The following is a 21,116-nucleotide window of genomic DNA, read 5'->3' as shown; positions in this document are numbered from 1 at the left end:
ATTATATCACTTCCAGGTAAGAGCTTCTTTACAAAACTTGACACAATTACCCAGGGGAGGTAAGGTCTATAGGAATGGTGCTAATTAAAGGCAACAGTTGAATTACACTGTGCCCATCCTCAACTGTAGCGGTTGTCACCAAGATCGGGGAATCTACAATTTAAAATGTGCTGCACAAATACAGTCAACCGCTACGTATTGTTAATAAATCCAAGCCTAAATCGAGGCTGGTTTTGACGGCGCTTGCTCACAAAAAAAATTGGTCAAATTATTAATATTTTGCCCTTTTTTAAAGAGGGAAAAAAACAGCTTGCAGAAAAATTTATTGTGTCGATAAATTAGCCAGCGGTAACAGTTGCTGGCCTCCCCCAGTATCAAAATTCCCATGAGAAATAGCAGCGAAACAACAACTAACTTTATCTGCTAACCATTGAGTGTGATGCTCTACAATAACGAGATGCTTCCAACATTATGTTTAGAGAGCAGCCAGAGAAGTATTAATATTCTTCTTTATAAGCTGTTATCATTACGCAGGCTTGAATACCTCGTAGTCGATCGGAAACTTAAGATTCAAGAAATATCTTTGAACGTGCAAGATTTTGCCGACATTCCCGAGGAAGTAGGCAAAGGAAAAGATGTGCGCGATAGTTTTCCCGAACTGATCGGAATTGAAGGAATCCTTGAAGATATTATAGAAGAACGAGAGCAGGACTTTCAGTTAAAATCCCTTACCCGAGTTCTCAAAGACGGGTCTTATTTGTATCTAAACTTGTACATTTTTGGTTTTACAGAAGCAGCAAATGGAGAGAAATTGATTATTTTATGCGAAGATGTGACAGATAGGATTGCAGCTCAGCAAAGCATGGTTCAGGCAGCCAACGAAAACAGTATTAAAGTCGATAACTTAGCTGCGGCTAGCCATTATATAGACAAAATTATTAACTCGCTAGGCGATGTTTTGTTAGTAACAGCAACATCGGGAAAAATTAAAAAAGTGAATCTAGCTGCACAGCAATTATTTGGATATACCGAATCGGAATTAATCGGCAAACCCATATCCATGATTACGGCTGACGAGGAATTGTTGCGCCAAGTCAGCCAGCTACCTCCGGCACTTAAAAGCGAATCTTGGCATCAAGTAAAAGTAGTTTGCCAAACGAAAATAGGTTTAAAGCTGATTCTCGCGTTTTCCTGCTCTACTTTCGAGACCAGCATAGAAAGCAAGTATGCAGACAGCGATACCATACAAGATTTTGTTTATATCGGCCGAGACATTACCGAGCAACAGCGCACAAAAAATCGTCAAAAAGCACAGTATGCTGTGACTCACATCCTGTCAGAATCAAGTTCTCTAGAAATGGCAACTCCGAAAATTATCCAAGCTATTTGCGAAAGTTTTGGGTGGGATATTGGCGAACTTTGGACGGCGGCTTCAGGGGAGAAAGAAACGAGATTTGGTGCCCAAAAACAATGCGAAAACCAGTCGCTTTTGTGCCTGCCGCTCTGCTGTCCGATCGAGGAAACTCCGCCCTTGCGGCGGGTGGGAGTTTGGCCGGTAGTCAGGGAAGTTAGCGAGTTTGCCGAAAACGACCAGCAGATTATTTTTGCTCCGGGTGCGGGTTTGCCGGGAGCTGTTTGGCGCAGCGGTTCTGGGCAGTGGATTACTGATATTGTGGGCGATCGCAATTTCCTGCGATCGCGCTTGGCCGAGGAAGCCGGACTGCGATCGGGATTCGGTTTCCCCATTCACGCTAGCGGTCAAATTGCGGGAGTAATGACTTTTTTTTCCCGGGAAGAACTGCCGCCGGATGAAGATTTGCTGCAAATGATGGCTGCTGTCGGTTCTCAATTAGGGCAGTTTGTCAAGCGCAAATATGCGGAGCAAGAATTGCAAGAAGCTGAAGCTTCGATCAGAATGTTATACGAACAGGAAAAACAGCAAAGTGAAAAATTGGCTCAGCAAAATTTAGCATTAGAACAAGCCAAATTAGAATTAGAAGCTGCTAACAGGGAATTGCAGCGACTCGCTTCGGTGGACGGATTGACTCAAATTCCCAACCGCCGCTGTTTTGACCAAACATTGAAGTTAGAATGGAAGCGGATGGAGCGAGAAAAAGAGCCGCTGTCTTTAATTTTGTGCGATATCGATTTTTTCAAACTTTACAACGATCGTTACGGGCATCAAGGAGGTGACGAATGTTTAAAACAAGTGGCCCAGATTTTAGCTCGCAACGCGAGGCGCGCGGGAGATTTAGCCGCCCGCTACGGTGGCGAAGAATTTGCGCTAATTTTGTCGCAGACTGATATGAAAGGAGCAATGCGGGTAGCTGAATCTATTCGCAGCGATTTGAAAGCTGCGGCAATTTGTCACGCTGCTTCCAAGGTAAGTAAGTTTATAACTCTGAGTATGGGCGCCGCTACTGCTGTGGCTGCTGCTGGTTTATCGATTGAGGGATTAATTGGAGAGGCCGATCGAGCGCTGTATCGAGCTAAACTAGAAGGGCGCGATCGCATAGTTTGCCTAGACTCTAAAATAGAATTTGAGGGCCCGAAAGGAGTATTTTCTGATGATTGTGAGAGAAGCTAAAATCGCTGATGCACCTGCAATTGCACAGGTTAATGTAGATACTTGGCGGACAGCTTACCGAAACATCGTACCCGCAGATTACCTCGCCAAGCTGTCCTATGAAAAACGAGAAAGCAATTGGCAAGAAATCCTGTCAAACGTCAAAAATACTGGGGATTATGTCTGCGTTGCTGAGAATGACTCGGGACAAATTGTGGGTTTTGCTGCGGGCGGTTGCGAGCGCACAGGCAAATATGTTTATCGAGGAGAATTATTTGCCCTCTATATTTTGGAGGAATATCAGCGTCAAGGAATTGGACGGCAACTCGTGCGAGCGATTGCCACAAAATTGGCTGAATTAGGATTGAATTCGATGCTGGTTTGGGTACTCGGAGACAATTCAGCCTGCCAGTTTTATGAATTTTTAGGAGGTAAAAAAGTGGAGGAGCAGCAGACAAGCAGAGCAGGAGTTATACTCACAGAAATTGCTTACGGGTGGACGGATATCACAGTGCTGACAAACACGCCTGCATGACCTAAAAATAGGAAGTTTTATCAATCATCGCTCAAACTTCCCCGCTTCATTTGTTCCCGTTCAATTGCCTCAAACAAAGCCCGAAAATTCCCAGCCCCAAAACCTCCCGCTTGCACCTGTTTGCCCTTAACTAAAGTAACTCGGCGCTCAATAATCTCGAAAAAGAAAGTCGGTTCTGCAAAAATTGGCTGGGTAAAGATTTGCAGCAGCATCGCAGCGGGAGTATCTTCTTGCCAATCTGCCAAAACTTCCGAAGCTGCAATTGCTTGCCAATCTGCCGGCACATAGTTTTGCCGCCGCTGCAATTGGGAGTAATATGTGGGAGGCACCGGCAAAAAAGGCAAACCGCGCGATCGCAAATCGGCAACAACCCCCACAATATTATCAGTTTGCAAAGCCATGTGCTGAATTCCCGGCCCTCGATTTGCACTCAAAAACTCTTGAATTTGAGAATTAGCCGATGCCGGTTCATTAATCGGGAATTGCACCCCACCTTCAGCATGAACCATAACTTGGCTGCGCAAAGCCGACTTCTCGGTTTGAATGTCAAAATTTTGCTGCGGGGCAAAACCTAATATTTTTTGATACCAACTAACAGCACTTGACAAATCGCCAGATTCAACATTTAAAACTACATGATCTATCTGGGTAAACAGTGGCAGCTTAGGAGCAGCCGGTAGCACTAACTTCTCGCCGCTTCGCTCAACGAGCGTGTGGCTTAAATCTCCCCATCCCGCGATTTTTGCCCGCTTAAAACAGCCTGCTGCTGTTAGGTCTTCTTGAATCGGTTCGAGGATTTTAGCGCCTGCAGCAGCCGCTCTAGCTACCGCTAATTCGATATTTTTTACCCGAAAACCCACATCGGCAATCCCGGGAGGATGAAACTTCAACCAACTAGCAGCGGGACTAGCGGGTGTCAGGGGCGAAGATAAAACAAAACATACATTGCCGCTGCTGACAGCTTCAGTGCGAGTGTGGCTGTTGGAATAACCGGCTATTGATTGAAAGCCTAAGTGGCTGACAAACCAGTCGCGGGATACTTTAGCATTTTCAACGTAAAAGTGAATGCGATCGAACTCCATAATCAATAATTGAAAATGGAAAGTGAAAAAGGGAAAAGCGACAGATTTTCAGTGCAAAACTGCAAGGGAGGGACTGAGGAATGGATATTTTTCATGTGTTTTTTGTGCGCCCGATTAATAATAACCTAAACATTGAATATCCTAGCTCCCTCTGAAGGCAGAAATACGCCCGCAATTAAAAGAAACCCGGTGTCTGGGATAACTTGGGTTTGGCCGCGAGGCATTCGCCAGCAGTCCTGGACGTAAAAAATGGTTGAGGCGCTACTTAGTAGGGGTAAGGTGCGCGGCAAGCGGCACCCTACATATAGAGTTGCGGCGCAATTTTTCAAACCTAAAGATGTCATGATTTTTTTTGCCTTCAGCTTCCGCTGCCTTCTTCAGAATGCCTTCAAATTACTCCTGAATTGCTAAAAGAACAAATGACTTTCCGGCTGAATATTAATTTCCATCGGCACAGCTTGCGGGTCAGACGAAAGAGCAAACATAATCGCATTTGCAGCAGTTTCGGTACTCAGCATTTTTGAGCGGTCTACCTTCAAACTCACATTATCCCAAAACGGAGAATCCACCCCGCCAAAATAGAATAGCGTAAATTTAATGCCGTAGCGCCGCAGCTCATCTGCCATGCACTTGCTGAAACCAACTACCCCAAACTTTGAAGCGCAATAAGCCGTTCCCATCGCCATCGAATGCTTGCCCAAAATCCCGATGACATTGCAAATGTGGCCGGATTTGCGCTCTTTCATCACATTCGCGGCGGCTTGAGATGTGTAAAAACTGCCTTTTAAGTTCAAGTCAAGCATCGCATCTAAATCAGCGGGTTCTAACTTGTTCCACTGCTTGAGAATTCCCGCACCGGCGGCGTTTACGAGGGCATCAATTTGCCCGAAATGCCCCGCAGCTTTTTGCATCAGTGTCTCGACTTGCTGCAAATCGGTGATATCTGTCGGCACGCACAGTACCTCTGTTGTCGCAAGTTCGCTTGCGAAAGCGTCTAATTTACTGCTGTCTCTGGCGGCGAGCACTAGCGTCGCACCCGCATCGGCGAGTTTGCGGGCCACCGCTGAACCGATGCCGCCAGTCGCACCCACCACAACCACAACTTTGTCCTGCATATCCCTTTACATTTCTTTACGTCCCGATTGTATGATAACTCAAGTTATGGGAATTGGCCAAACAAGGAATTGGCCCGCCCAGGGAATTGGCCCGCCCAGGGAACAAATAATCAATTACCAATCACCAATGCCCTGCGCGGGCCAATTACCAATTACCAATTACCAATTACCAATTCCCAATTACCAATTCCCAATTCCCCATGCCAATAATTATTTTAGAGAAACTTGCCAGCCTTTTTCGGCTTTTTTTAGCTGGAGAGAAGTGCAGGATTGCAAAAATTTAGGAAACTTTCTACCGAGATTAAATTCCTTAATTATTTGGGTAATTTGTTTGCCGTATTGTCTGTGAAATTCGCTGCCTACATTGGAGAGGAATACAGAATTGTGAGGAGAGTTGTCGGTTAAGTCGCTAACTATTTTGACTAGAGCTCTTTCCAAGTCTTCCAGAGAATTAATATCTGTCAATTTCGCAGGTGCTGCCTGGTGATTGTTTAAATTTTCTTTGCTAAGTATTGGCGGTGGGGGCGACAATTTGACTTCAAAGAGAGTGACATAAGTTTGAGAAGTTTCTGAGGGTTTGTGGACGACAAACTCGGTGGGATATTTGAGAAAGATATCCCGGGTTTTAGTGCCTAGCAAATGAGTGGCAAGAACTTGATTGAGGACGGCACCGTAATTTTCCCTAAATAAAGCTGAAATGGTAGAAAGTTTTATCCACTGAGCTGAGGTGCGCTGTTGCTCTTTTTTGATTAATTCTTTGAGCTGAATAACTAATTGTTCTACGGGTGTAATTTCCGGTACTGTTACGAGGGAATGGGTTTCCACTTGTCCGGTTTTGCTGTTTAAAACTATGATTTTATCTATTTGTTTGCGGACTTGAAAGACGGTTAATCCGTGGGCTTGCAGTGTGTTGCTGAGGTGGGTGAGGGCGCGATCGGACGAACAGACAAAAATCTCCTTGGCTGTGGGATAATGTACGAAAATCGAGGCGCCGACTGTCGCCATTTTTAAGTCGGCGCTGTCTTTGCCGGGGGGGACGTGAATCAGTTGATAGCCGCGCTGGTGAAATTCGCCGTCTTTTTTGCCCATGCTGCGCCAGTTGGCAAAGGCGACTTTGATTTGGATGGGATAGTGGGAGATTCCTTCTAGGAATTTTTCGGTTTCGATGTTGAGTTGCAAGTTTTCGACATCTAGCAGCAAGATTGCAATGCCGACAGTTCGCGAATTTGGTTGATTGGCGGTGGGAGTTGGAGGTTTTGGGGAAACAGAGTTTTGTGATGGGGCTGGTGCTGTTTGGGGTGCGGCTAGCTGCTGAATTTTGGCAAATAATTTGCTGAATTGAGGCGAATTAACGAATTCGGGAACCAGCAGAATTTCGAGGTATTTTTGGGCAGTCCGCAGCAGGGAATCTGTATCGCTGGCTACTCTGAAACTTTTTGTCAATTTTCCCATCAAAATTGACTGAAAATCAGGTTTTGCCCAGGGGGTTTTCCTGTATTTTTCAGCTATCCATTCGGGATGTTGTTCCTGAATGGAAATTAGTGTTTGAGCGATATAGCGACTGATGGCGCTGAAGGCGACTGATTCTTGAGTCGCCGGTAAGGGAGTTCGATCGGGCATGGCCCTCTACAATGCGGATGGTGTCTCAATCTATCATAATGTTACTTTCTCGCTAGCAGCCGGACGATCGCCCGCCAAATTAAACCGACGGCAATTAACGCCAGCCCTGTCAGCCAAATTTGCGTCTCCACCCAGAAAGCCAGAAACAAACACGAAGCCAAGCCCACCCAAGCCAACCACTGCGGGTAAAGCCTTTCGGCGGGGGAAAGTTGCAGGGCGGCTCCGTTGGTGATAGCGTAGTAGATCAAAACGCTAAAAGCACTAAACGACCAAGTAGTTTTGACATCGCCGATGAGGATTAAAAGTGCGATCGCAACTTCCACAACCACCACAGCCACATAAGGCGTTGTCCCCGCAGGATTCAGCCGCGCCAAGACTCTCGGCATATCCAACCGCCGCCCCATCGCCAGCCAGACGCGCGACAAGCCTAAAATTAAGTTCAGCAAGACTCCTAGCATGGCAGTAATGGCGCCGACGGCTAGCAGTTGGGAAACTCCGGGAATTGGGAAACTGCGGGCGATGACTTCCAAGGGTGCAGCCGCGCCACTTGTTTGCAAGGACAATTTATCCATGTTCCCCGCGCCCGCGACAACAGTTGCTACCGCCACGTAAAGCAGCATTGTCAGCACCAAAGTGAAAATTATGGCTTTGGGAATGGTTTTGCTCGGTTCCCGCACTTCCTCGCTCATGGTGGCGATGCGGCCGTAACCGGTGTAGGCGACAAACATCAGGGCGGTGGCGTGGAGGATGGAGCCGATCGAGCTATCATTCTGTAAACTGGATATTTCCCACCTGACCTCTGGCAAACCCGCAGCAATAAACACAGTCAGAGATAAGAGTGTAACCGAGACTGTGGCAGTATTGGCGATATTCGATCGCCTGATTCCCGTCAACACAATTAAAGTCAAGGTCGCGAGGGCGATTAATGCTGTTAGGATTAGGTAAGTGCGATCGGCTACACCAAGTGCACTTAAAAAATACCCCGCAAAACCCAAAGCAGCAGTAGCAGCAGAAGCCGTTTTAGCTACAAGAAACATCCAGCCGGCCGTAAAACCCAGCCAAGGATTGAGATATTTGTATCCATATTCATAAGTACCGCCGCTAACAGGATGATTCGCCGCCAATTGAGCGCTGTTAAGGCCATTGCAAACAGCAACCAAAGCAGCAACAGCCACAGCCCAAATCACCCCCGGCCCCGCAATTTCCGCAGCAATTCCAATACTCACAAATACTCCCGTGCCCACAATCGAGCCCAGGCCCATGAGAGTTGCACCGAAAACACCTAATTCTCGCTTTAAAAGTGGGGGAGACATATAAAAATAGTTCGTAGTAAGGACTTTAGTCCTATAAGGTTCGTAGTAAGGACTTCAGTCCTATAAGGTTCGTAGTAAGGACTTTAGTCCTGATTGACTTAAAGTCAACCGAGAAAGGACTTCAGTCCTCACTGCGAACCTATTTTATAGGACTTCAGTCCTCACTGCGAACCTATTTTATAGGACTTCAGTCCTCACTGCGCGAACCTATTTTATAGGACTTCAGTCCTCACTGCGAACTATTTTATAAGACTGAAGTCCTCACTGCGAACCTGATTAACCGAAACGACCTTGAATGTAATCCCTCGTACTCGGATTACTTGCAGAAGTAAAAATCCGGCTTGTCGGCCCAAATTCCACCAAGCTGCCGATACGGCTTTCATCAGTATTAAAGAAAGCCGTATAATCAGAAACCCGAGCCGCCTGCTGCATATTGTGCGTTACAATCACCACAGTTAACTGCTCCCGCAGAGTCTGAAACAACTCCTCAATCTTCATCGTAGAAATCGGGTCTAGAGCAGAACAAGGCTCATCCATCAGCAAAATTTTCGGCTTCACCGCCAAAGCGCGAGCAATACAAAGCCGCTGCTGCTGTCCCCCCGAAATCCCCTGCGCCGACTTCTTCAAATTATCTTTCACCTCATCCCAAAGCGCCGCACTTTTGAGCGCAGATTCCACAATTTCGTCTAATTCAGCTTTGCTTTTGCGACCAAAAATGCGCACTCCGTAAGCAATATTATCGTAAATGCTCAGCGGAAAAGGATTCGGCCTTTGAAACACCATCCCAATTTGGCGGCGCAAACTATTAATATTGACCTTCGGACTGTAAATATCCTGTCCAAAAAACTCAACCCGGCCTTTGATTTGAACTTTCCCCTCCAATTCGCCGATGCGGTTGAGAGCCTTCAGAAAAGTAGATTTTCCGCAACCTGAAGGGCCGATAATCGCCGTCACTTGCGGGTGAGGAATATTCATCGATAGATTTTCGAGCACTTTGTGAGTTCCGTAGTAAAAACTCAAGTCCTGAACCCGCAATGCTGGCATGACATTGGGGTCGATTTCCGGAGCCGCATCTTCTAGGAATTGGTCGCTATATTTTTCAGTTTTTAAGTTACTTTTGGGTTTCATTATTTGCAGTTTGTCTAGTGTTAGCAGTAGATTTTTAGATCCAGAATATTACCAGATGGGATTATTTAGTTAGACTTGCTAGCTATGCACTCATTTCGTTAATCACGGATGTATTGATACAGAAACCGCAGATTTAAGGCAGATGCAACCGACGATGCAACGCAGATACATTTCAAGATAGGAAAGAGAATAATAAATGCCATCTTGTCTAATATCAATCCATTAAATCCGTTAAATCCGTTAAAGAATCCGTTGCCGAACTTCCTTCTCAAGCAATTTACCGATTTTGCAAGCGTTTGCGAGTGACGGCGCGGGAGGCCAAGCTGGTGAGCAAAACCATACCCAAAAGGACAGAGGCTGCAGTCCACGCCAATTCATTCTGCTCCTTGTAAGGAGAACTGGCGTAACTGTATATTAATACTGACATAGAAGGAGTCGGAGTCAGCAGTGTCTCGGGAATTTCTTGTAGTTTTGCGATGGTTTCTGCGCCCACTGGAGACTGAACTATCTCGCCCAATTTCTCAACTAAAGGAGGCCAAAATTGGCTGGACAAAGCAGTTACAATTAGAGGTGCAGTTTCCCCGGCCGCGCGGGAAGCTGCGAGTAAAATGCCTGTGGTAATAGTCGGAAGTGCTGAGGGAATAATAATCCGAAACATTGTTTGAAAGCGTCCGCCTCCTAAACCAGCAGAAGCGAGGCGGTAAGAAGCAGGCACTAATTTTAATGCTTGTTCTGTTGTCAGCGCCACCACGGGCAGCATGATAATGCCGAGCGCGAAACCGCCGGCCAATCCTGAGAATGCCTTAGTTGTAACTACAATTAAAGCGTAAGAAAACACGCCGACAACAATTGAGGGAACGCTGCTGAGAATGACGGTGATAAAGCGGATTACATTGGCTATCGCCTTATTTTCCCTGCCAAACTCTGACAAAAATATTCCCGTCATCACGCCGATAGGCACGCTAATTAATGTGGCAATTCCTACCATTATGACTGTGCCGATTATCGCATTGGCAAAGCCGTTGGGCTGGTCTTCAACTCCGACGGGTGCGGGCAGAGATACTAGCACTTCCCAGCTCAAATGTGTCAGTCCTTCGCCCAAGATTTTGTACAAAATAGCGAACAAAGGCAGCAAGGCAAGACCTGTAAGAGCGAAGGCAATAACGGTCATTCCCCGGCTGAAAAAGTTTCTGCTCAGCGACAGGGGATTGTTGATTTCTGCATCCAGAATACTGTTGGATTTTTGTGCTTGAGTCATGTTTAATTCTTAGCTCCCTTAACGCTGATTAGCTCAACTAGCAATACTGCAATTGCGTTCACCAATAGGGTAATCACAAATAGAATTAAGGCTAAATACATTAAAGAGCCGATGTGCAGTTCTTCTTGAGCTTCCCGAAATTGACTTGCCAAAACAGCGGGAATTGAGTAGCCGGGAGCTAATATAGATTGGTTGATTTGAATCGAGTTGCCGATTACCATTGTGACTGCCATTGTTTCGCCCAATGCGCGTCCCAAGGCTAAGATAGTCGCTCCGATAATTCCCGAACTTGCTGCTGGTAATAACAGCTTAAATATGGTTTCCCAGCGGGTGGCGCCGAGGGACATGGAAGCACTCCGCAAATCGAGTGGAACTGACAGCAAGACATCGCGGCTGATGGCGGCGACTGTGGGCAAAATCATAATCGATAAAAGTATGCCTGCGGGGAGCATTCCCGGCCCAAAAGGTTCGCTGCTGAATAGGGGAAACCAGCTAAAGTTGTTGAACAGCGACTGCTGTAAAGGCAGCAGGAAGGGAATTAAAACAAAGATTCCCCACAAGCCAACGATGACGCTGGGAATGGCTGATATTAATTCAACCATGAATCCCAAGGGCGATCGCACCCAAGTCGGCAAAAAGTTCTCGCTGGTAACGATCGCGACTGAAAGTCCTAGAGGAATTGCTATGATAATGGCGATCGCAGAACTAACTACTGTACCGTAAATAAACGGCAAAGCTCCAAACTGCAACTCGCCGATATCCCATTTCGGATTCCACAAAAACTCCAGTCCAAACTTGCTAATAGCCGGCCAAGCATCCTTAAAAATTATCTCGCTCATCCAGAACAGCGTACCCGCCGTCGCTATAGCAAAAGCCCATACAAATACAGTAAATCCCGACTCCAGCCACAAACCTTCACCATTGGTATCAGTCAAGTCTACGTGCGTGTTGATTGCTGCCGGCTTCCGAGTCAATTTTTTCGGTTTCTTTGAAGAATTGGTCATACCCGAGTTATGGCGTAAAAAGCGAAATTTTTGCTTGAGAAACTATCTTGTAGGGTGCTTGCTAAGCGCACCAAAGCTAACTTATTGTAGTTGTATGGTGCGCCGCAAGCACCAAAGCCCTGAAACTATCTTGTAGTGCGCCGCAAGCACCAAAGCCCCTGCAATTTATGAGTTTTGAGTCATACATTTAACTCAAAACTCATAACTCCATGAGAAAATTTAAATTAACCTCTAGCAACCACAGTCTGATTAACTGTTTGAACCACCTTTTGAGCTGTCCCTTGCGGAATCGAGGTATACTCTAGCTGTTTGTTAAGACCTTGACCTGTAGTCATCACCCAATTAACCATCTTTTTAATAGCATCTGCTTTGGCAGCAGGATACTCTTTGTAGATTAACAGCCAAGTCAAGCCAACAATCGGATATCCATCGCTGGGATTTCCTTCAACCAAGCGGAAGTCGGCGGGGTATGTTTCCCCTGCCAAAGCTTTTTCGGCTTCTGCCAAGTTAGCATCTACAAATCGGCCAGCTTTATTTTGAATAAACGCTGTTTGCAGCTTGTTTTGGCGAGCAAAAGTATCCTGAACGTAGCCAATTGCACCAGGTGTTTGTTTCACCAAACCAGCTACGCCGGGGTTTCCTTGGCCGCTGAGAGGGCCACCGGGCCAACTCGGTTGAGCAGCAGCTTTGATGCTGCTCCCAATCGCCTGTAAGTGGTTAGCAAAAATAAAGGTTGTACCGCTGCTGTCGGCGCGCACAACTACTCGAATTGCAGTATTTGGCAAATTTTTAGCTTGTCCGGCAATCCCTGCTATTTTCGCATCATTCCAGCGGGTAATTTTGCCTTCAAAAATGCCTTTCATCGCATCGGCACTCAGTTTGACATTGTTGACTCCGGGCAAGTTGTAGACAACTGCAACCGCGCCGCCGGCTGTCGGAATTGCTATCACGCCGCGCTTGACTTGAGAGATTTGCTCAGAAGTCATCAGCGCATCGCTGCCTGCGAAATCCACAGTACCTGCAATTAATGCTTTGATACCAGCTCCGGAGCCAGTGCCTTCGTAGTTTACAGTAATTTGATTTGCACTTCTCATCTGAGAGAAGTAGCGATCGTACAGCGGCTTGGGAAAAGTGGCTCCCGAACCGTTTAATGTTACCGCAGCTACAGCGGAAGTAATCAATGAAAGCGAAAATGCTGCTACCGCTAGCGTAACTATAAAGCCGCGCCGCCAGCTTTTAGTGAAGAAAACCATAACTCCTCGTCCTTAAATATTAGATAGCAGACTTTGCAAATCTACGACCTAGGATAGACTGAAATCTCCAAGTAAAGATCGGGGAAATGATAAGCTTGTTTTAAATTATGGTTAAATTATGGTTAAATTTTTGAGAATTAGCTGTTGCAAGAGTTATTAGAGTCATTCTCTGGCAAATTAATGAGAATTATTAGCTATATATCGCAGAAATAAATTTCTGCGATATATAGCTGCCGGGAGATTGAGCGGTTAACGCTATCACATTTGCTACAGAGGTTTAAAGCGCTGCAGGATAGTCATACCATTTGAGATTTGATAATTGGAAATGACTGATGACTCTCATGATTTGGATCGCGGGTCTATACTTGCATTCTTTTTTTCAAATGGTATCAGTTTCTGAATGCGCATCTTTTTGAGCGATCGCCACTTGATGTTCTGTGCCATTTAATGTCAGTTTAAAAACCGAAGCTCGCGACTGCAAAAATTTTATCAAACTGGAATTACCCAAAAATTGTTTGACAATTAAATCGGCATGACACTCATATGTTTTGAAAAATTTTTTCTTAAGTTTTGCCACAGAAATAAATAGCATCCTCTCCCGACTCAACTCTCGTCGCCTCAATCATTTCTAAAAGTATTTTTTCTAAATCATCCAGCGAATTAATAGCAATTGAATTAGCCGGGAAAGTTTGTGGCAAATTCTGATGTTCAATATTTTGAGCGGTGGAAAGAAGAGTTGCAGGTTCTTCGGCCGCATTAATTTCGTTTGAGGGGAACGGAAACACTCCTATATCGGTGGAATTTATCGAATTAAATTCGATAGCGCGGCGCTCTTTAAAAAGTTGAGTGACACTAGAAAACCAAGCTATTCGCTCGTTGATAGATTGGTGTTCTGCCTTCAGCAACTCGGCAATTTTATTTGCCAGTTCTGCAAAAGTAGGGAGTTCCACTTCCTCTTTGCAAGAATAGTGCTTGCTCTCGCCAGTCAGATGATTTTCTACAGACAACACAGCATTTTGACTGCGTACCCGAAAGACAGTCAATCCCAGATTTTGCAGTTGATTGCAGAGGTGATTTAACAAACTGTCCGAAGAACCAACAAAAACTTGTCGGACAGCAGGATAGCGGTATAAAATAGCAGCACCAAAGGCAATCATTTTACCGTCAGCGCTGTTAGAACCGCCCGGAGCGTGAATTAGTTCGTAACCGCGATCGTACAGTTCGGTATCCAGCTTGCTCGTGCTGGGATTTTTCCAGTTAGCAAAAGCAATCTTAACTTGCAGGGGATAGCTGCACAGACTGGCTAAAAACTTTTCCGTATTAATGTCTAGTTTCAAGTTTTCTGCATCTAGCAACAAAATCGCAATTCCCCGATCGCACTTTACGGCTGTTTTTGGGGCGAGATCGCTTTCGGCGCCGCCACTGTTAGACGGCGCCACAGGCTCAAACAATTGTTGGCGGCGAGCTTGGGACGAATAAAACTGCCTGCTGCAGGAACGACCACTTTTGCGAAATCGATCGGGCGAGCGTCGGGGATTTTTCATTAACTGACGATCGTAGCCTAACTTATGGTTGCCGATCGGCTCATAATAACATAAAGACCGTTAACAAATCTTAAAGAAAATGGCTAGAGACTTGCGGGGATTCCTAAAACTACTCGAAGACAGGGGACAACTGCGCCGGATTAGCGCTTTAGTCGATTCCGACCTCGAAATTGCCGAAATTTCCAACCAAATGCTGCAAAAAGGCGGCCCCGGATTGCTGTTTGAAAACGTCAAAGGCGCCGAATTCCCCGTCGCGATTAATTTGTTGGGCACGGAAGAACGGGTTTGCTGGGCGATGAACATGGAAAAGCCGATCGAACTAGAAGAGCTCGGCAAAAAATTAGGAATGCTGCAACAGCCGAAACCGCCGAAAAAGATTTCCCAAGCCATAGAATTTGGCAAAGTCCTGTTCGACGTAGTGAAAGCCAAACCGGGCCGCGACTTTTTCCCAGCTTGTCAGCAAGTAGTAATTGAGGGAGAAGGGCTGGATTTGAACAAAATCCCGATGATTCGCCCCTATCCGGGAGATGCGGGCAAAATTATCACCCTGGGTTTGGTAATTACCAAAGATTGCGAAACCGGTACGCCGAATGTGGGCGTTTATCGCTTGCAGTTGCAGTCAAAAAACACGATGACTGTACACTGGTTATCTGTCCGCGGCGGCGCGCGGCACTTGCGAAAAGCGGCGCAGGCTGGTAAAAAGTTGGAAGTTGCGATCGCCCTCGGAGTCGATCCTTTAATTATTCTCGCCGCCGCCACACCAATTCCCGTAGATTTATCGGAATGGTTATTTGCTGGACTTTACGGCGGTTCCGGCGTAAGTTTAGCGAAGTGCAAAACCATAGATTTAGAAGTACCGGCGGACTCGGAAATCGTGTTAGAAGGAACGATTACGCCGGGGGAAGTGTTACCCGACGGGCCGTTTGGCGACCACATGGGTTATTACGGCGGTGTCGAAGATTCGCCGCTGGTTCGGTTCAACTGCATGACGCACCGGAAAGACCCGATTTATCTGACCACATTTAGCGGGCGGCCACCGAAAGAAGAGGCTATGATGGCGATCGCGCTAAACCGCATTTACACCCCTATTTTGCGGCAGCAAGTATCGGAAATTGTCGATTTCTTTTTACCGATGGAAGCGCTGAGTTACAAAGCAGCAATTATTTCCATTGATAAAGCTTATCCCGGTCAAGCGCGCAGAGCTGCTTTAGCATTTTGGAGCGCATTGCCGCAGTTTACTTACACTAAGTTTGTGATTGTTGTCGATAAAAGTATCAACATTCGCGACCCGCGTCAAGTAGTGTGGGCAATTAGTTCTAAGGTTGACCCGGTTCGAGATGTATTTATTTTGCCGAATACGCCGTTTGATACGTTAGATTTTGCCAGCGAAAAGATTGGCTTGGGCGGCAGAATGGGGATTGATGCTACTACGAAGATGCCACCGGAAACGGATCACGAGTGGGGGGAAGTTTTGGAGTCCGATCCGGATGTGGCGGCGATGGTCGATCGGCGTTGGGCTGAGTATGGTTTGGCTGATTTGAATTTGGGAGAAGTCGATCCGAATTTGTTTGGCTATGAGATGAAGTAGGGAAGCGCAGAAATGCAGAGGCGGGACGCCTGTTGCACCCTGATTTTGTAGGGGCGGTGCAACGCCGTACCCGCCCCTATTATTGGAATTAGCAGCGAAACAGCCAGAGTTATATTATATTTTAGAGTTTGTGGCAGAATTGAGGAACGATCGATTAATCCCACTGACGAACAAGCCCAAGCCTGTCTGCGCGTCTGCCAGATGTTGTCCAGCTACTACCGGGATATTCAACTATTCCGTTTTAATTATCAAACCAGAGAAGTATATATTTTCGTAAATGATGAAATCCAAATCATCGTATCTAGTAATGGACTTTGGAGGTTTTTGAATGAAACCGAACTTTGAGGAAATGAGCAGAGCTGAATTAAAAGCTTACGTCCTGTCGCATCGGGATGATGATGAAGCGATTCGGTTCTTTTTTAGCCGTCGCAATCCCCCAGATTCACAGGCGACGTGGTACGGGCCGATGTGTACTCCTGAAGGTGTACCCATTGAAGAAAATATTCGCATCGCTGAGGAAGCAATTAAGAAAAGAGTTGAAATTGATAACGAAAAACAACAACAAAGGAAAAAAGCACGGGAGGAGGAATTGCGCCAAAAATTAGAGGTAGAAATTGAGGCAAAACTTCGATCGCAAATTGAATTAGAAGTGGAAGCGAAGTTGCGGCAAAAGTTAGAAACCGAAATTGAGGAAAGGCTGATGCAAAAAATCGCCGCCAAAAATCAACCAGCCACCCGTCAAACTACCGCTACAGTGACGCAAGAAAAAATCGATCGCCTGCGCGAACAATTAAAACACGATCCTGAAGCATTAGCTGCTATCGATACGATTCAGGAGTGCGGGGGAAATTTGGAAGATGCTGCACGATTAATTGCGATCGCAGCGGGAACAGAGGTTGAATCCGATTTGCTAGAAAAGTTAAGCAGTCGGTGTCGCAGTGTTATCTGTCAGGACGATCTGAAAGTAGAATTGCCTGCGATGATAAGTGCGATCGCAGAATTTTTAGTATCAACTAGCGGTTGGCCATCAAGACTTGCAACGCCGATCGCACTTTTTGCGAGCGAGCAAGGGATTGAGGATTTTTGTGATTTTTAGGAGGGGCGATCGCGATCGGGAATTACACATCAAAACCAAAGAAACCGGGTTTTTATTGAATCTGCGGGCTGTAACGAAGTATGCTGCAAAAAACCCGGTTTCTCACCAACCGTGTGTAAGCCCTATTTGAACAACAGTTTACCGTTCCAAAACCTCAACCAAGTCTTCGACCATCACATCGAAAACTTCAGCAAGCTTCTGCAAAGCCGTATAGTCTACAGTTGCCAGCTTAGGAGCTTGCGCGTAATTTTTGACCGTGCTGTACGGAATACCCGTTCTTTCGGAAACTTCTTTCAGCGTCCAACCCTTTTCCTCAGCTAGTTCTCGAACTCGCAACCGTATTAACCCCATCTTCCCGCTGACAAATCAGTTTACTGTTCCAAAATCTCGACTAAATCCTCGATCGCAATATCGAACGCACGGGCCATCTTGTCCAAAGCTGTGTAGTCAACGGTAGCCATGCCTGGAGAATTGGCATAGGTAATGATCGTGGTATATGGAATACCTGTTCTTTTGGAGACTTCTGTCAGATTCCAACCCTTCTCTTGAGCAAATTCCCGAACTCGCAGCCTCATTCGTCCCATATTCCCAGCAAAAAATCAGTCTACTCTTCCAAAATCTCAACCAAATCTTCGATCGCAATATCAAACACGCGAGCCATTTTGTTCAGAGCCGTATAATCTACAGTTGCCAACTTGGGAGAATGGGCATAACTTCTAACGGTACTGTAAGGAATGCCCGATCGCTCAGAAACTTCTTTAAGCGTCCAACCCTTCTCTTCCGCTAGTTCTCGAACCCGCAACCTAATTAGCCCCATCTTGCACTTGACACTCGATACGAACGTATCATAAGATTAATATTATCAAATTAGCGATCGCCCCGTGACCTCAGAAATCTAGAGCGATCGCCTTTCATTCACCACCCACAAAAGTGGGAAGGATTTTTCTATGATACCAAAACAACCGACATATCGCGATCGACTTCAACCTTGGCATCTAATTCGCCACCTCCCCAACTGTCAGCGGTTAACAGTCGCCCGTTTCGCCCGCCGCCGTGATGCCGAATCTTACCTAAATGCACTGCGCCGCTTAATGCCCGCAGTCCCGCATACAATTGTTTTCGTAAATGCGGTGTCTGTGTTGGATGAAAACAGCGTTCCAATTCCGATGCAATTGCCGATCGAAGTTTAATGCGATCGAACTGATATCTTGCATTTGTTGCCATATTCCGGCAGGGGTTTAAACCCCTGCCTCATAGCTAAAGTCCACTTAAGTGGACTGAAGAAAAGATGGAAGTTTAGATTTATTACCTTTCAGTCGTCTTCAGACGACTTTAGCTATGAGGCGGGGGTTTAAACCCCCGACGGACTTTAGCTATGAGACGGGGGTTTAAACCCCCGGCGGACTTTAACTATCAGAGGGGGGTTTAAACCCCGGCGGACTACAATAAATGCAAGATGTGCGATCGCCCTAATAGTCCCTAAAAAGTATTGCTAAACTGGAAATAGATTTGAGGAGTCACATCGATGCCATCTCCCTTCCCCGGTGTTGACCCATATTTAGAACATCCCGAACTCTGGCCGGGAATACATCACTTGTTAATCAATCAAATTGCCAGATTTTTATCTCCCCAACTGCGTCCTAAATATTTAGTTGATGTAAAAATAAGAATCTATGAAACTCCTGATGACGATACTCTGCTAATTAGCATTCCAGGCGCAACAGCATCAAACCTAGAAGTTGCACCACTACCAACACAACCTATAAAAGTAACTCTTCCCGTGCCTTTTCCAAGACGGGAAGGGTATTTAGAAATTATGGAAAGGGAAACCAAAGAATTGATAACAGTTATTGAAATCCTATCGCCTACGAACAAACGCGCCGGCAAAGGGCGTAAAATATACGAAAAAAAGCGAGAGGAGATTTTAGGAAGCCGGACTAATTTAGTAGAAATTGATTTATTGCAGCGCGGGCAAAAAATGCCCATTATTGAAAACAATATTGATAGCCACTATCGGATTTTAGTTTGTCCGGGAAATCACCGCCCTTTTGCAGATTTGTACGCTTTTAACGTCCAAAACCCGATACCTGCATTTCCTCTGCCGCTGCGATCGGGCGATACTGAACCTGTAATCAACTTGCAGGAGTTATTCACTGAAATTTATGACGTAGCAAATTATGACCTCAAGATAGATTATCGCAACTGGGAAGTCATACCAGCACTCTCAGAGGCTGATACAATTTGGGCAAATGCTTTGTTGCGCGATCGGGGATTGCGATGAATTTAGTTAGATTATATCGGGTTAATTATCACAAATACCGTAGGGGCGGGTTCACCCTAATCTACAACTCAAGTGAGAGATTCAGATAAACCCGCCCCGGCCGCGACTATGACTAAAATTTCTCGATCGCTAAACATCCTGACTTTGCATCAAGCGCTGCTTCAAACGCGCCGGATCTCCCCGATCGACCACTTGGCCCTTTTCCAACAAAAAAGCCCCATCGCAGTAATTCAACTCATCCAAACGGTGAGTCACCCACAAAGCCGTAATCCCGCGATTTTTCACCAACCGCTGCACCGCCGCCACCAAATCCAACTGAGAATCAGGATCTAACAAAGCCGTCGGTTCGTCCAACAGCAGAATTTCGCAGTGACGGGCGATCGCCCCAGCAAGAGCAATTCGCTGCTTCTGGCCCCCACTCAAAGCATAAATCGGCCGCCGCTGCAAATCAAGCAAATTCACAGCCTCCAAAGCCTCAGCCACCCTCTGGCGCACCTGAAGATTAGAAAGCTTTTCCTCCACCAAACCAAAAGCCACATCAGCACCCACCGTCGGCATCACCAATTGGTGATCCGGGTTTTGGAACACAAAACCCACCCGCCCGCCCAGGTCAATTTCGCCCGATTGGGGGTGCAGCAGCCCAGCCATCAGCCTCAGCAGCGTAGATTTGCCGCTACCGTTAGTACCCAAAAGCATCCAAAACTCGCCCTTGGGTACATCCAGAGAGCAATTTTGCAAAACTCGATCGCCCGACGGCCAGCAAAAACCCAAATCCCGCACAGCAACGGCTGACTGGCCCATATCGGCACCCACACCCCCAGCCCTCATTCTGCCAAAGTCATCGAAACAAAACCCGGTGCTCGGCCCGTAGAAGCGGCCCCCGATTTCTGAGAAACCACCACCCCAGAAATCTCGCTGCTGACGACAGCTACCTTTTTCTCAGGATTTTTTTCGCAGGTGAGTTCCAAAATTTGCGGTTGCGAGTTGCCAATCGCCTCTAAAACCTGCTGGTAAACAGCCTCAGCGTCCTCCGCCAACTTCCGCTGCACCGACAGCGAGACGGGCGTGTTCTTCACAATGATGTCAATGCTGAACATATAGTCTTAAAAACCTAAGTTTGGAGCTCTATCCTCAGTATATATATAGGACAGTCCTGGACGCATCAAGACTCAAAAAACCTGGTTTTTTAGCGTTTCGGCGGGCCCTAAAGAAGTATTGCCGTGAAAAAACCCGGTTTCTGTAGGGCGATGCCTGTGAGAGCCCGCCCTGATTCTGGGTTTCTTCGGGGACTTCGGGGACTTAGGACAAATCTCGATCGAAAAATAAGAGGTTGATGGCGATATATCTACGAAGCAACCGCACTGCTGACACAAAGCGCAGACAGTCCTATATAGTAGAAGTTCCCACAGCCAGGGCAACAACTTCGGCGACTTCAAGGGCTTAGGGGACTTCGGGGACTTAGGACAAGTCAAGATCCGGAAATTCTTGAAGAAACACTTGCTCTTGTAAAGAATTACGTCTATAATCGTGAATACGGTAAAGAAAAGTAAACTCTGTTCATAATTCAACTCGTTTTCTGCTAAGCAGAGGCAACGGTTGGGGACTAATGACTAGAGACAAATCCGCTGTAATTATATCCATTTGGAGATTTGCGTAAATGACAATCGCAGTCGGACGCGCCCAGACCGAAAGAGGCATCTTTGATGTACTCGACGACTGGCTCAAACGCGATC

Annotated in this window: 21 protein-coding genes; 6 read left to right on the top strand and 15 right to left on the bottom strand. The window is 46.3% G+C overall.

Going from position 1 to position 21,116, the window contains the following annotated elements:
• Positions 1–457 precede the first annotated feature (457 nt).
• Together QUB63_RS33215 and QUB63_RS33210 are read left to right on the top strand one after the other, a co-directional pair.
• A complete protein-coding gene (locus QUB63_RS33215) occupies positions 458–2,587 on the top strand; it encodes a diguanylate cyclase domain-containing protein (protein ID WP_332949648.1) in 2,130 nt (709 codons plus the stop codon).
• Complete coding sequence (locus QUB63_RS33210; protein ID WP_332949647.1) at positions 2,568–3,101, top strand: GNAT family N-acetyltransferase; 534 nt, start codon at positions 2,568–2,570, stop codon at positions 3,099–3,101. The genes QUB63_RS33215 and QUB63_RS33210 overlap by 20 nt, the downstream gene beginning before the upstream one ends.
• 20 nt (positions 3,102–3,121) lie before the next feature.
• Here the strand turns inward: QUB63_RS33210 and hppD are convergent, their stop codons facing one another.
• From hppD to QUB63_RS33165, 9 genes are all read right to left on the bottom strand, one after another.
• Complete coding sequence (hppD, locus tag QUB63_RS33205; protein ID WP_332949646.1) at positions 3,122–4,183, bottom strand: 4-hydroxyphenylpyruvate dioxygenase; 1,062 nt, start codon at positions 4,181–4,183, stop codon at positions 3,122–3,124.
• Between the two features lie 407 nt (positions 4,184–4,590).
• Positions 4,591–5,298: an SDR family oxidoreductase gene (locus QUB63_RS33200; RefSeq protein ID WP_332949645.1), complete on the bottom strand. Its 708-nt coding sequence runs from the start codon at positions 5,296–5,298 to the stop codon at positions 4,591–4,593.
• 210 nt (positions 5,299–5,508) lie between these two features.
• Positions 5,509–6,918 (bottom strand): NYN domain-containing protein, encoded by a 1,410-nt coding sequence (locus QUB63_RS33195; protein WP_332949644.1) that lies wholly within the window; start codon positions 6,916–6,918, stop codon positions 5,509–5,511.
• A 41-nt stretch (positions 6,919–6,959) separates the two neighbouring features.
• Positions 6,960–8,231: an APC family permease gene (locus QUB63_RS33190; protein WP_332949643.1), complete on the bottom strand. Its 1,272-nt coding sequence runs from the start codon at positions 8,229–8,231 to the stop codon at positions 6,960–6,962.
• Between the two features lie 276 nt (positions 8,232–8,507).
• Positions 8,508–9,359, bottom strand: coding sequence for a phosphate ABC transporter ATP-binding protein PstB (pstB, locus tag QUB63_RS33185; protein WP_332949642.1), 852 nt, complete (start codon positions 9,357–9,359; stop codon positions 8,508–8,510).
• Between the two features lie 277 nt (positions 9,360–9,636).
• Entirely contained in the window at positions 9,637–10,617 is a 981-nt protein-coding gene (gene pstA, locus QUB63_RS33180; RefSeq protein ID WP_332949640.1) for a phosphate ABC transporter permease PstA, read from the bottom strand.
• Between the two features lie 2 nt (positions 10,618–10,619).
• Positions 10,620–11,621: a phosphate ABC transporter permease subunit PstC gene (gene pstC, locus QUB63_RS33175; RefSeq protein ID WP_332949639.1), complete on the bottom strand. Its 1,002-nt coding sequence runs from the start codon at positions 11,619–11,621 to the stop codon at positions 10,620–10,622.
• Between the two features lie 224 nt (positions 11,622–11,845).
• Positions 11,846–12,874: a phosphate ABC transporter substrate-binding protein PstS gene (gene pstS / locus QUB63_RS33170; protein WP_332949638.1), complete on the bottom strand. Its 1,029-nt coding sequence runs from the start codon at positions 12,872–12,874 to the stop codon at positions 11,846–11,848.
• Positions 12,875–13,437: 563 nt separating this feature from the next.
• Positions 13,438–14,418: an NYN domain-containing protein gene (locus tag QUB63_RS33165; protein WP_332949637.1), complete on the bottom strand. Its 981-nt coding sequence runs from the start codon at positions 14,416–14,418 to the stop codon at positions 13,438–13,440.
• A gap of 79 nt (positions 14,419–14,497) precedes the next feature.
• On the opposite strand from QUB63_RS33165, the gene QUB63_RS33160 reads away from it, so the two are divergent.
• The 3 genes from QUB63_RS33160 (at position 14,498) to QUB63_RS33155 (ending at position 17,102) form a co-directional block, all read left to right on the top strand.
• Complete coding sequence (locus tag QUB63_RS33160) at positions 14,498–16,006, top strand: UbiD family decarboxylase (RefSeq protein ID WP_332949636.1); 1,509 nt, start codon at positions 14,498–14,500, stop codon at positions 16,004–16,006.
• A gap of 78 nt (positions 16,007–16,084) precedes the next feature.
• Positions 16,085–16,351 carry a DUF6888 family protein gene (locus tag QUB63_RS35260; protein ID WP_442921813.1) on the top strand — a complete coding sequence of 89 codons (267 nt, stop codon included), beginning with the start codon at positions 16,085–16,087 and terminating at the stop codon, positions 16,349–16,351.
• Positions 16,335–17,102, top strand: a complete 768-nt coding sequence (locus tag QUB63_RS33155; protein ID WP_332949635.1) for a DUF6887 family protein — start codon at positions 16,335–16,337, stop codon at positions 17,100–17,102. The genes QUB63_RS35260 and QUB63_RS33155 overlap by 17 nt, the downstream gene beginning before the upstream one ends.
• A gap of 138 nt (positions 17,103–17,240) precedes the next feature.
• Here the strand turns inward: QUB63_RS33155 and QUB63_RS33150 are convergent, their stop codons facing one another.
• From QUB63_RS33150 to QUB63_RS33135, 4 genes are all read right to left on the bottom strand, one after another.
• Positions 17,241–17,453, bottom strand: a complete 213-nt coding sequence (locus tag QUB63_RS33150; RefSeq protein WP_332949634.1) for a helix-turn-helix domain-containing protein — start codon at positions 17,451–17,453, stop codon at positions 17,241–17,243.
• A 20-nt stretch (positions 17,454–17,473) separates the two neighbouring features.
• Positions 17,474–17,677, bottom strand: coding sequence for a helix-turn-helix domain-containing protein (locus QUB63_RS33145; protein WP_242725571.1), 204 nt, complete (start codon positions 17,675–17,677; stop codon positions 17,474–17,476).
• A 29-nt stretch (positions 17,678–17,706) separates the two neighbouring features.
• A complete protein-coding gene (locus QUB63_RS33140) occupies positions 17,707–17,919 on the bottom strand; it encodes a helix-turn-helix domain-containing protein (RefSeq protein ID WP_006635455.1) in 213 nt (70 codons plus the stop codon).
• Between the two features lie 128 nt (positions 17,920–18,047).
• Entirely contained in the window at positions 18,048–18,326 is a 279-nt protein-coding gene (locus tag QUB63_RS33135) for a hypothetical protein (RefSeq protein WP_332949632.1), read from the bottom strand.
• Positions 18,327–18,627: 301 nt separating this feature from the next.
• Here QUB63_RS33135 and QUB63_RS33130 point away from each other — a divergent pair, with 301 nt between their 5' ends.
• Entirely contained in the window at positions 18,628–19,383 is a 756-nt protein-coding gene (locus QUB63_RS33130) for a DUF4058 family protein (RefSeq protein ID WP_332949631.1), read from the top strand.
• Positions 19,384–19,512: 129 nt separating this feature from the next.
• Here the strand turns inward: QUB63_RS33130 and QUB63_RS33125 are convergent, their stop codons facing one another.
• Together QUB63_RS33125 and QUB63_RS33120 are read right to left on the bottom strand one after the other, a co-directional pair.
• Complete coding sequence (locus QUB63_RS33125) at positions 19,513–20,211, bottom strand: energy-coupling factor ABC transporter ATP-binding protein (RefSeq protein ID WP_332950479.1); 699 nt, start codon at positions 20,209–20,211, stop codon at positions 19,513–19,515.
• Positions 20,208–20,480 (bottom strand): hypothetical protein, encoded by a 273-nt coding sequence (locus QUB63_RS33120; RefSeq protein ID WP_332949629.1) that lies wholly within the window; start codon positions 20,478–20,480, stop codon positions 20,208–20,210. Before QUB63_RS33120 ends, QUB63_RS33125 begins: the two co-directional genes overlap by 4 nt.
• Positions 20,481–21,116 lie beyond the last annotated feature (636 nt).

It is taken from the genome of Microcoleus sp. ARI1-B5, assembly GCF_036705795.1.
Taxonomy (GTDB): domain Bacteria; phylum Cyanobacteriota; class Cyanobacteriia; order Cyanobacteriales; family Microcoleaceae; genus Microcoleus.
The sequence above is the reverse complement of the archived record's forward strand: the minus strand, read 5'-3'. Positions and strand labels throughout refer to the sequence as shown.

Bases quoted from the DNA above. Each gene is read 5' to 3' on its own strand.
- QUB63_RS33215 (WP_332949648.1), top strand. From the start codon at position 458: ATGCTTCCAACATTATGTTTAGAGAGCAGCCAGAGAAGTATTAATATT.
- QUB63_RS33210 (WP_332949647.1), top strand. From the start codon at position 2,568: ATGATTGTGAGAGAAGCTAAAATCGCTGATGCACCTGCAATTGCACAG.
- hppD (WP_332949646.1), bottom strand. From the start codon at position 4,183: ATGGAGTTCGATCGCATTCACTTTTACGTTGAAAATGCTAAAGTATCC.
- QUB63_RS33200 (WP_332949645.1), bottom strand. From the start codon at position 5,298: ATGCAGGACAAAGTTGTGGTTGTGGTGGGTGCGACTGGCGGCATCGGT.
- QUB63_RS33195 (WP_332949644.1), bottom strand. From the start codon at position 6,918: ATGCCCGATCGAACTCCCTTACCGGCGACTCAAGAATCAGTCGCCTTC.
- QUB63_RS33190 (WP_332949643.1), bottom strand. From the start codon at position 8,231: ATGTCTCCCCCACTTTTAAAGCGAGAATTAGGTGTTTTCGGTGCAACT.
- pstB (WP_332949642.1), bottom strand. From the start codon at position 9,359: ATGAAACCCAAAAGTAACTTAAAAACTGAAAAATATAGCGACCAATTC.
- pstA (WP_332949640.1), bottom strand. From the start codon at position 10,617: ATGACTCAAGCACAAAAATCCAACAGTATTCTGGATGCAGAAATCAAC.
- pstC (WP_332949639.1), bottom strand. From the start codon at position 11,621: ATGACCAATTCTTCAAAGAAACCGAAAAAATTGACTCGGAAGCCGGCA.
- pstS (WP_332949638.1), bottom strand. From the start codon at position 12,874: ATGGTTTTCTTCACTAAAAGCTGGCGGCGCGGCTTTATAGTTACGCTA.
- QUB63_RS33165 (WP_332949637.1), bottom strand. From the start codon at position 14,418: ATGAAAAATCCCCGACGCTCGCCCGATCGATTTCGCAAAAGTGGTCGT.
- QUB63_RS33160 (WP_332949636.1), top strand. From the start codon at position 14,498: ATGGCTAGAGACTTGCGGGGATTCCTAAAACTACTCGAAGACAGGGGA.
- QUB63_RS33155 (WP_332949635.1), top strand. From the start codon at position 16,335: ATGAAACCGAACTTTGAGGAAATGAGCAGAGCTGAATTAAAAGCTTAC.
- QUB63_RS33150 (WP_332949634.1), bottom strand. From the start codon at position 17,453: ATGGGGTTAATACGGTTGCGAGTTCGAGAACTAGCTGAGGAAAAGGGT.
- QUB63_RS33145 (WP_242725571.1), bottom strand. From the start codon at position 17,677: ATGAGGCTGCGAGTTCGGGAATTTGCTCAAGAGAAGGGTTGGAATCTG.
- QUB63_RS33140 (WP_006635455.1), bottom strand. From the start codon at position 17,919: ATGGGGCTAATTAGGTTGCGGGTTCGAGAACTAGCGGAAGAGAAGGGT.
- QUB63_RS33135 (WP_332949632.1), bottom strand. From the start codon at position 18,326: ATGGCAACAAATGCAAGATATCAGTTCGATCGCATTAAACTTCGATCG.
- QUB63_RS33130 (WP_332949631.1), top strand. From the start codon at position 18,628: ATGCCATCTCCCTTCCCCGGTGTTGACCCATATTTAGAACATCCCGAA.
- QUB63_RS33125 (WP_332950479.1), bottom strand. From the start codon at position 20,211: ATGAGGGCTGGGGGTGTGGGTGCCGATATGGGCCAGTCAGCCGTTGCT.
- QUB63_RS33120 (WP_332949629.1), bottom strand. From the start codon at position 20,480: ATGTTCAGCATTGACATCATTGTGAAGAACACGCCCGTCTCGCTGTCG.